Source organism: Mesorhizobium sp. M2A.F.Ca.ET.039.01.1.1, from assembly GCF_003998035.1.
Lineage (GTDB): Bacteria > Pseudomonadota > Alphaproteobacteria > Rhizobiales > Rhizobiaceae > Mesorhizobium.
This window is the reverse complement of record NZ_RZRY01000228.1, coordinates 1-8,843: the sequence shown is the minus strand read 5'-3', so window position 1 is coordinate 8,843 and position 8,843 is coordinate 1. Positions and strand designations below refer to the sequence as shown.

12 protein-coding genes are annotated in these 8,843 nt (G+C 62.0%); 10 read left to right on the top strand and 2 right to left on the bottom strand.

The window, feature by feature from the left end; all coding sequences use genetic code 11:
- The 3 genes from EOA24_RS42425 to EOA24_RS18255 all read left to right on the top strand — a co-directional run.
- On the top strand, positions 1-250 hold a 250-nt coding region (locus EOA24_RS42425; protein ID WP_210213592.1), incomplete at its 5' end, for a hypothetical protein.
- Positions 251-466: 216 nt separating this feature from the next.
- The gene (locus EOA24_RS18260) at positions 467-793 is read left to right on the top strand and encodes a DUF736 domain-containing protein (RefSeq protein WP_127409962.1); all 327 of its coding nucleotides are present in this window, start codon (positions 467-469) and stop codon (positions 791-793) included.
- A gap of 481 nt (positions 794-1,274) precedes the next feature.
- Complete coding sequence (locus tag EOA24_RS18255; RefSeq protein ID WP_127409961.1) at positions 1,275-2,039, top strand: hypothetical protein; 765 nt, start codon at positions 1,275-1,277, stop codon at positions 2,037-2,039.
- Here the strand turns inward: EOA24_RS18255 and EOA24_RS18250 are convergent.
- Positions 2,036-2,581 (bottom strand): helix-turn-helix transcriptional regulator, encoded by a 546-nt coding sequence (locus EOA24_RS18250; protein WP_127409960.1) that lies wholly within the window; start codon positions 2,579-2,581, stop codon positions 2,036-2,038. The genes EOA24_RS18255 and EOA24_RS18250 overlap by 4 nt on opposite strands.
- 103 nt (positions 2,582-2,684) lie before the next feature.
- Between EOA24_RS18250 and EOA24_RS18245 the strand changes: the two genes are divergently transcribed.
- Genes EOA24_RS18245 through EOA24_RS18235 form a run of 3 tightly spaced genes read left to right on the top strand, consistent with a single transcriptional unit; the run spans position 2,685 to position 4,004 of the window.
- Entirely contained in the window at positions 2,685-3,260 is a 576-nt protein-coding gene (locus EOA24_RS18245) for a hypothetical protein (protein WP_245501816.1), read from the top strand.
- Between the two features lie 55 nt (positions 3,261-3,315).
- Positions 3,316-3,630, top strand: coding sequence for a single-stranded DNA-binding protein (locus EOA24_RS18240; RefSeq protein ID WP_127406343.1), 315 nt, complete (start codon positions 3,316-3,318; stop codon positions 3,628-3,630).
- Between the two features lie 2 nt (positions 3,631-3,632).
- Positions 3,633-4,004 (top strand): hypothetical protein, encoded by a 372-nt coding sequence (locus tag EOA24_RS18235; protein ID WP_127409958.1) that lies wholly within the window; start codon positions 3,633-3,635, stop codon positions 4,002-4,004.
- A gap of 284 nt (positions 4,005-4,288) precedes the next feature.
- On the opposite strand, the gene EOA24_RS18230 is transcribed toward EOA24_RS18235, so the two are convergent.
- A complete protein-coding gene (locus EOA24_RS18230) occupies positions 4,289-4,720 on the bottom strand; it encodes a hypothetical protein (protein WP_245501815.1) in 432 nt (143 codons plus the stop codon).
- A gap of 100 nt (positions 4,721-4,820) precedes the next feature.
- On the opposite strand from EOA24_RS18230, the gene EOA24_RS18225 reads away from it, so the two are divergent.
- The 4 genes from EOA24_RS18225 to EOA24_RS18210 form a co-directional block, all read left to right on the top strand.
- The gene (locus tag EOA24_RS18225) at positions 4,821-5,690 is read left to right on the top strand and encodes a ParA family protein (protein ID WP_127409957.1); all 870 of its coding nucleotides are present in this window, start codon (positions 4,821-4,823) and stop codon (positions 5,688-5,690) included.
- Positions 5,687-6,094, top strand: coding sequence for a hypothetical protein (locus EOA24_RS18220; RefSeq protein ID WP_127409956.1), 408 nt, complete (start codon positions 5,687-5,689; stop codon positions 6,092-6,094). The genes EOA24_RS18225 and EOA24_RS18220 overlap by 4 nt, the downstream gene beginning before the upstream one ends.
- Positions 6,095-6,595: 501 nt before the next feature.
- On the top strand, positions 6,596-7,003 hold the full coding sequence (locus EOA24_RS18215; RefSeq protein WP_127409955.1) for a hypothetical protein: 408 nt from the start codon (positions 6,596-6,598) through the stop codon (positions 7,001-7,003).
- A partial coding sequence (locus tag EOA24_RS18210) for a relaxase/mobilization nuclease domain-containing protein (RefSeq protein ID WP_133374542.1) occupies positions 7,000-8,843 on the top strand: 1,844 nt, incomplete at its 3' end. The genes EOA24_RS18215 and EOA24_RS18210, both read left to right, overlap by 4 nt.

Below are 8,843 nucleotides of genomic sequence, written 5' to 3'. Positions count from 1 at the left end.
CCAAGTAGGCGACCCGTTGCTGTTAATTCTCGACATCAAAGACTGCTCTCATCGCCTGAACCTTTGGCGGCGGGGCGGGATCAAGATGCGGCCGCTGGAGCGGCAACCGGGTAGGCCCAGACCTCGTGCCTCTGATTTCGGGGCGGATCGATCGTGCCGCTTGTGCCGGATGCATGGCGGACATTCCGATATCGCCAGCATCGTTCTTCTGGAACGGATGCCCGGACCCTCCCTGAACGGCCTCTCTTAGGGCTGGGTCTGACGCCGGTCCGGCCGTTGCCTGCAACGGCTTCGCCAACCTTCTTCCCCTGCGGCTTCGCCGCATTCCTCGCGGGACAACAAGCTCGGCTTTCGCCGTCCTCCGCTCCGCTGCGGCCCAGTGGATGCAGTCGGCCAGGCCGTCGTCTCACGACAGCTATCGAGGCCGCACAGGGCGGCTTCGGACAAACCAGTCAGGAGAACGAACATGGCTATTATCGGCAATTTCCAGCAGGCCGGCGAAAACGAATTTCACGGCGAGATCGTTACCTTTTCCCTCCAGGCCAAGAAGGTCCGTATCGTTCCCGATACGCGCGCCAGCGGCGAAAACGCACCCAGCCACCGCGTGCTCGTCGGTCGAGTCGAAATCGGGGCCGGCTGGTCCAAACAGTCCAACGAGGGCCGCGCCTATCTGGGCCTCAAGCTCGACGATCCGAGCTTCACCGCCCCAATCTACGCCAACCTCCTCGCCGACGAAGGCAGCCAGAGCTACAACCTCATCTGGTCTCGGCCGAACCGTCGTAACGGCGACTGACGAAGACCCGATGGCGCTCCGCAAACGGCGGGGCGCCATTCGGATGGGCCGGCCGCTCAGCGCCTCAGGTCGATAGCTGGACGTGCATGGGAGCGACCTCGGGCAAACCGTAGGAGATACGAACCGGCTTGCATGCTGAGCCCGGGCAATTGTTGCCCAAGTCAGGCGGCGATCTCAACGACCGCCCGTGTATTTTTGATACTTTACTTCGGGCGTTGCGCCTTGCAAACATGCCGAGTGAGTCTGAGCGGAGGAAAAATCGAGCACAAAAAAACCGGCGCGGAGGCCGGCTTTTCCAGGGAATAGGCTACAGGAGTTGGCGCTCCTGATCTCGCCCGAAGATTTTGCGAGACCGTAGCCCGACCTTCCCGGCATTGCAAGAGAAATTGCGCTTCCGCGCCACGGCTTTGCACGACCTGGCGAAGGGAAAGAAATGGATCTCTATTCAACGCTGAGCCTATGGCTCACGAACATTCGGTCATTGGCCGAGCTGGACGATTTTTGCCGGCAGATATGGAAGCTCTACGGCGAGGAGTCGCTGGTCGAGGACGATGCGGAGCGGCTTTGCGAGAAGGCTGAACGACAACGTTGCGATCTCAAAAAGGCCCGTGCCGGTGGGACAGCGCTGCCTCGCTCCTGTTATCCGCAACGCGCGCGCAGCGAGCGAAGCCGGCGCGAGGCTGCCCGCGGCCACCGAGATCCTGTGCGGTGGGGGCGCAAGCGGCGTCTCGCCCGCATGCAGGCTGTCCGGCCAGAGTTCGCCGGCGCGTTCACTGAAGGGGAGAGCGCGGCGCTTTACATCGTCATGTCGGACTGCCGGCAGCATGGCAGATGCGACCGATCGGTGAAGGAAATCGGCGATCGCGCCGGCGTCGGGCCGACCACGGTGCGCAATGCGCTTCGCAAAGCCAGCACGCTCGGTCTGCTGCGCGTCACCGAGCGCCGGCAATGGCGAGCCAGGAACCTCACCAATCACATTGTCGTCGTGCATCGGCGTCAGATCGCCTGGATCGCGAAATTTCGGCCCAAACTCGGCCTCAAATTCTATCCGACAGGCTTCAAAAAAGCGGCGTCCACAGGAAGCTCCCGCAATAAACAGAGCGGAAGACCGTTTGGCAGCCGATCCGACTGGCCGCCGGACGGCTTGAGCCATTCCCCAGTCACGCATCGCCGACCGGCTGACGCGTTAGCCGCCAAAACCACGCTTGCCGCGGAACCCCTAAGGGCTGCACGAGGCTGTTTTTAAAGCAGCCTCGGCGATCGGCCGCGCCTGTTCAAGCCGGATGGTGCTTCCTGGAACAGGAAGGTTGCCGGATCGCGACCGAGCGCATCGCCTACGCCGGCGATCGTATCGACACTGATATTGCCAGCCGCGCGCTCAAGCTTGGTGAAGGTGATCTCCGACACGCCAAGGAGCTCCGCCATTTGATAGCGGAGCAGTTTGCGGCGCTCACGCTCGCTGTTGATGATGTCGGCAAGGCGCGCGCGGATCGATTTTTCGGTGAGCTTGTGCGCCCACGGTTTCAGCTTGGCGCCGCCGACCAGAATTGTCGCGATCGACACCTCGAGCGCCTGGGCCATCTGCTCGACTGTGCGCAGGGTCACGTTGTTTCGTTTTCTCATGGTGCGAATGTAGGTGCGGTATGCCAGTCCTTGACCGGACGACGTCTTGAACAGTTCCGCCATGTGTTGATGGGGAAGCTCTCGCTTCTGGCGCTCGGCTTCGAGGAACCATGCGATATTGTCCCGAAGCGGGTTGTTCACCTCGCCCGCTTCGTTTGGCAGCATGAATCTATGTATTCGCACGAACCCGCCTGTTCGGTCTGCCCTTTTCCCGGGCCAAAAACCATAGTAAAGTGTCAAAAACCCTCAGAGGAAAAGAGCCATCACCATGCTCAAATGTCTCGTTGTGGGCGCTGCCGCGATCGCGGGCACCGCATCTGTTCCGTCCCAAACATTGGCATCCGAGTGGGGCTGCCAGGTCCTGCTTTGTCTGTCTGGTGACTGGCAGGGCACGCCCTCTTGTCATCCGCCGATAGATCGGCTGATCGACGCCATGGGCTTGCCCGGGTTTTCGTGGCCGACTTGCCCGCAGACCAATTCGTCCGGCGCCGGCTACGACCCGTATGAGGCCTGCCCGCAGGGGTGGACGCCTTACGCGCCGGCCAGCGAGCGCCCGGGGCAAGAGCAGGCCAGCATGTGCCGAATCGCGGCTGGCAATCTCGGTCAGCCTGCCAACTTTGGAGCGCGGCACGGTCAGGCCGACGGAAGTCTGACGGGAACCATCCAGCTCGGCGACCGCACCGTGCCGGTCCAACTTACTCGTGTCTCTAGCGGAGCACATAACGATCGAACGACCACCTATTACGACATTCAACGTCCGCGCCGCGCGAAGCCTTACTACATCGATTACGACGACGCGAACGGGCTGCGGCAGCGCACCTGGTTCAACCTTAGCAGACCGTAATCTCGAGTCACCCCGGCTGGCTAAATTAGTCGCACGAAATGAGGGAGTTACCCAGATGAAAAGCGTCAACAGGTTCACCATTCATGGCAATGTCGGGTCGGTCGCGCCCTTCGACAAAAGCACGAGGGTCAACATTGCCACCAACCGCAATTGGCGCGACGAACAAGGCGTTGCCAAGGAAGCCACGGATTGGGTCCAGGTAACGGTCCTGGAGGAGAAGCAAGCCGCCTGGGTGGCGGAGAACGCCAAGCCCGGCGATGTGGTCTTGGTCGAAGGCCGCATCAGCAACAACTCTTTCAAACGCAACGGCGAAACCGTCTATACGACGGACCTTATCGCGTCGACGTTCAACGTTTTTCCGAAGCCGTAATCATGTTCAATGCGGGGGCGCTTATTTTGGCGGCGGCATCCGGAACATTGGTCGGCATAGGCGGCACGCTCGCATTCTATCCGACTCAAGGCCAGCTCTCCGCGGCGATTGCGTCCGAGCCGGCACTGTGTGCGAAACTTGCCGCGTCCGGCCTTGAGATTCCATCGCCGGCCGAGGCTTTGGGCGCTTTCCGGCGAGCGAAAAATAATGATCAAGCGACGTTGCGCATCGGAGAGTGCTCGAAGAACATCATGGGACCCGGCGTGCAATGCGCCGTGAAGTACAAGCTTCGCACATCCTGGAAAGGCGAAGGTGATGGCGTTGTCGCGTTCTCCAGGGGACCCGATGGCTGGCAAGCAGTGCAGCTGCAATAATGTCTGCCTGCGAAGGTCCGGATTCGGCGCAGCTCTGCGGTCGATCAGTACGCCCCTCCAAATCCTTCCTGCGGTTATCGCCCGCTGGTGGCACCGGGCCTATCTGACCCGCAATCCGGTCCGTCCCGTCGAAGCATCTTCTTTTGTGTCGCCGCAATTCCCATGCCCAAAGAGCCGGAGCCGGAGCGCGCCTCCAATAGCGCCGTAGGGACGGCGGAGGCCGGAGATAACGGGCCGCTGGCAGGAAGCCCTGCCGTCCCTGGCGCGGGCCCGGTTCGCGGCGTTCACTTGTGTGGGGTGCAATAGACGCCTTGGGATTCCAAAAGGACGGCGCCACCCTTCAATTCAGTGAGGGCACCCACCCAGGCGTCGGAATAGGTGCGACTGGCGTCCACGGCCGTCAGCCAGATGACGCGGTTGTCGGCAAGCTCCACCTTGACCTCGCTTTGCAGAGGGCTTGCCTGCACCGTTTGCTGATAATGCCGCTTGATGCGCACATCGCCGCTGGCAAACTCGATATTGTTGTTGTCGTAGTTGAGCAGGAATGAAGAATCCCCTTTTGCGACCTTGCAGGAGCCGTCGCGTTCACACACGATTTTTGCTGCCGTGGCGCAATCCCATCGCAGCCCGGCGGGCCACATCGGATTGCTGCCGGTCGCCTTGGACTGATCCCCTGGAGCGGCGGCGCCGACGCTCGCAGCCGCCGCTACGGCCACCAATACTGCCCTAATCATCCGTTCCGCACACCTTACTGTTCGGCACCATCAAGATCAGCTCGCGCCGGCGCATCATCCCGACGGAGGCAAGCGCGCTGTAATGCGCCAGCGTGGCGGCTGCCGCATCAAGCGCGGCCTCGCAGCCGTCGCGCGTCGAGATCTCGGCCAAAGCTACCCTGAACATCACTGTCCTGTCCGTCATAAATTGACACTACACTTTGGGTTCAGTTATGACAATCGCCGGGCAGGCGGTTGGCATAAAAGCGGTTCATCGAAGGTCCCCCGAGCTATGATCATATCTGCCGCTATCGCCAAAGGTGGCACTGGCAAATCGACCCTGCTGCGCGCGCTCGCCTCGGTCGCCCTTAAGCGCGGCTACGCGGTGACACTCATCGACGGCGACGTTCGCCAGAACATGAGCCGGTGGGCTCAGATGCTCAAGGAGGCCGGCAATCGACCCGAGACACTCCAGCTGGTCAGCGCCACGACGCCGCGCGAGATCCTGGAGGCGGCAGAACTTCACAATGGCGACCGTAGCGTGGTGCTGATCGACACCGAAGGCACCACGAACGACAATCTCATGGCCGGGCTATTTGCCGCCGATATCGTCGTGGTGCCGATCTTCTTCGCGCTCGACGACGTGACCGCAGCAATCCAGATCACCGACCACTACATTCCGCTCGCGGTCAAAACACGCGGCCGACCGCTGCCAGCCGTGTTTGTCCTGACGAAACAGACCATCATCGATGCGAAGGCGAGAGCCTTGAGCGAACTGCGCGCGATCATCCAGGCGAACGGCACGCCGATCGCCGACCATGCGCTGCAAAACCGTGTCGCCTATCGGGACCTGCAAAGCGGCCAGACACTCTACAGCCCAGACCAGCCCGACCCGAAGGCGATTGCCGAAAGTGAAGGGGTCTTCGACGATGTCCTGAAGACCTTCACCGAAGCAATGAGGCAGGCGGCATGACCGAGAAAAGCCTCCCGGACACACAAGACGACAAGAAGGCTCGCATGATGCGAGCGATAACTGAGCCGCCGGCGCTTCCGAGCATGTTCATCGCTCCGAAATCCGATGCCGCCCCTCAGCCGCTTGCCGCCGCATCTGCGGTGGCAGCGGAGGCTGAAGCTGCGGCGGCGGTCCATCGGCCGGACTTCCGCAAAATGTTGCGACAGGGCCAGAAAAAGGATCCGGTTGCCGGCAAGAAGATCCGCGAAGAGGAAATGGTGCGCTGCGGCTATTACCTTACGGCCGGCGAACAGCGGCAATTCAAGCTGCTCGCCATCAGCAACGGCCACAGCATGACCGAGCTGCTGCGCCAAGCGGTGCAGGACTACATCAAGGCCCATAAGCACAAGCTGCCGAACGATTAGGACAGCCCGCCCCGGGGCATGTCCCCACAAGGTTCCAGAGAGCGCTGCGGGCCACACGGCCGAGGCCGGGCCATCGATGCTCGGCCCGGCGCAAATCAGCCGTGCTCGCCGGCCTGGGGCGCGTGACTTAGCTTACGCGCTTTACCTAACCCACAAGGGTCCCGCGATTCCCGGTCGCTCGCGCTCATGCTCCCTGCTCTATGCGATTTGTCTCCATGTTAGCATGATATTTCCGCAGCAACGCAACATGTTGAGTTAGAGACATGTCGCTAAGTTGGCTTGTCTCGAAGTTGAAAATGCAAAATGTCTCTGGGGAAACGTGTTTCCTTGCTAATGTTTACAGATTATTTCGAAAGGAAAGCTCTGGGCAGTCAGAAATGATACCTCAAAGGTATTTCTGTAATTGTGGTTTTTGTCTTTGGCAGGATAGCCTTTTTTGTGTTACACACGAAAAAGGACGGCGCGGCCTAACGGCCTTAGCGCCCGCAAGCGGGCTTGAAAATGACACCCAACAGCGGCCAAACAGAAAGTCAGAACGCATCCCGGCGCTATGGCGAAGTCCTGCATGTGCGGTTCTCAAGCGTCGAACTTGAGCGGCTGCGCACCATCGCTGAAGGGGAGTCGGTGTCGGTCAGCGAAGTCGTTCGCCGCCTTGTCCGCACCGAGGCGGGCTTTCTGCCGGCGGCGACGGGGGAGTTGCGACCCGCCATTGAGGCGGCCACGGACCAGCTTCGCCGCGTCGGTGTGAATTTCAATCAGGCGGTCCGCGCGATGAACGAGGGCCGGGTGGCGTATGACGAAGACCTCGAGCGCGCCTTGATCGCCGTTGGCGAGCTCGTGCGCCGGTTCCGCGAAGAATTAAAGACGATGATTGCCCGACCGCGCAAGCGAAGCGAGGTCAAGGCATGAGCGGCCGTCTCGCCGGATATGCTGCCGAGATCGAACGCTATCTGCGCATACCTGGCGTTGGCGATCTCGAGGACCTCGAGGAGGTTAAGCCTTTGCAATCGGCCGGCCGGGAGACGGCCGATCGTCAAGCGATGAACATCCGTGCGAGCGGGCTCGCCCCGGCCCGCTCGGCTTTGCCTATGGCTGGTGCGCAATGGTCGACGGCGAGCGCAAAGCACCCGGGAGCGAGCCCCCGCGTCGCGAAGGCACCTGTTTCGTCCACAGGCCGAGGAGGACCGCCCAGCGCGAAACCGCCGTCTGTGGGCACCAGGGGGAGCTTGCGCTCAACCAGCGACGCAAAAGGCGCGATAGCGATTTTCGACCTCGCACTCGGCGCTTTCGTCAAGGAAGAGGAAGAAGAATGGCGGCGCCGTGGCGGGGGCGGCGGAAGGTCGGGCGTGCTCCCGTCCGCTCGACACTTCGCCCAGTCGACGCCAGAGGCAAAGGTCGTTGCGGCGCGAGCGGCCTATGCCGCGGGTGCGCAGCCGGCCGTGTTCAAGGTCCTGTCGAGCGCGGCCAATGGCAACCAGGCCGGCGCCCTGCTCGCCTATATCGGCACACGCGCCAATGAACAGGGCGAGAAGCGCGACATCGAGATCTTCACCGATAGCGGACAGGGGCTTGCCAATGCCCAGGACCGTCGCGGCTTTCTGCACCAATTCACGCAGACGTTCGAGCCCCAGCTTGAGAATACGAATTTCATTGAGGTGCGGTTCGAGCTCCCCAGTGACGTCACGGACGATGCGCTTGGCCAGGCGTTGAATGGGGCCTTCGGATCGAAGCCCTTCGTCTATGCTCGCACCGGCAACAGCGTCACCGTTTATGGCCACACGGGAGAACGGGCCGGACCACTTGCCAAGATCTTAGCCGCCGGGCGTGCAAACTCGCGCAGCAAAGCGCTCGACAAGATCGAAGCCGGCTTGGACGAAGCCATGGGGAAGGCCGGCATTCGCGCGGCAGCGGAAGTGACCGCGGCCGTCGGTAACGAGCGCAAGGCGCAATACTTTCTGCAAAAATTCATTCGATCGCACGATCAGGTCCGCCAGGCGAATGGACAGGCGGTTCCCACCAAACAGCCGACGAAGGCGGCCGCGGCGATTTTTGAGGAATGGCGGCCACAACTTTCCGGCCGGGAGCGGCGCAATGCCTATCACCTGCTTTTCTCTGCCCGGGCTGGTACGGACGCGCAAGCCATCATGGCGATCGCCCGGGCCGTGCTCGAGGAGCGCGCGCCCGGGCACAAATTCGTGCTCGCACACCATGCCGAGACGAAGCACGTCCATATCCACGCCATGGTGCAGGCGCGTTCGGCCGACGGGGAGCGGCTGACATTCTACAAGGCTGATCTCCATGCCTGGCGGGAAGCCTACGCGGAGAAAGCGCGCGAACATGGCATAGCGATGGTCGCAACCCGCCGGTACGATCACGCAATGAGCCGACCGTATACGAAGGAACATGCGGGCGCCTACAAGCGCGCGCAGAACGACCCGCGCTACCAGGTCAGCGACAAGACAAGCGCGCGCGTGGAGGACAAGCGGCAGGGTCGAATGGACCGCGGATTGCTCGTCGCCAATGGCGGAGCGATCGCCGGCGTGTGGCAGCGGACGGCCGCCGTGATGCGGGCGGCTGGCGTGACCAGCCAGGCCCTGACCGCGGCCGAGGCGATCGGCAAGAATGTCCTCCGGATTCATGCGCACAGGGCAGGCGAGAAGCCGGCCGCTGGCGTCCCCAAAGATGGCGGGGGACCGGGGCGGACCCCGTCGTTCTTGTCCCATCCAGGCATGAAAGAATTGACCAGGCT

Excerpts from the sequence above, each read along its gene's own strand:
- EOA24_RS18260 (WP_127409962.1), top strand. The coding sequence starts at position 467 with ATGGCTATTATCGGCAATTTCCAGCAGGCCGGCGAAAACGAATTTCAC.
- EOA24_RS18250 (WP_127409960.1), bottom strand. The coding sequence starts at position 2,581 with ATGCTGCCAAACGAAGCGGGCGAGGTGAACAACCCGCTTCGGGACAAT.
- EOA24_RS18245 (WP_245501816.1), top strand. The coding sequence starts at position 2,685 with ATGCTCAAATGTCTCGTTGTGGGCGCTGCCGCGATCGCGGGCACCGCA.
- EOA24_RS18240 (WP_127406343.1), top strand. The coding sequence starts at position 3,316 with ATGAAAAGCGTCAACAGGTTCACCATTCATGGCAATGTCGGGTCGGTC.
- EOA24_RS18235 (WP_127409958.1), top strand. The coding sequence starts at position 3,633 with ATGTTCAATGCGGGGGCGCTTATTTTGGCGGCGGCATCCGGAACATTG.
- EOA24_RS18225 (WP_127409957.1), top strand. The coding sequence starts at position 4,821 with ATGCGCCAGCGTGGCGGCTGCCGCATCAAGCGCGGCCTCGCAGCCGTC.
- EOA24_RS18220 (WP_127409956.1), top strand. The coding sequence starts at position 5,687 with ATGACCGAGAAAAGCCTCCCGGACACACAAGACGACAAGAAGGCTCGC.
- EOA24_RS18215 (WP_127409955.1), top strand. The coding sequence starts at position 6,596 with ATGACACCCAACAGCGGCCAAACAGAAAGTCAGAACGCATCCCGGCGC.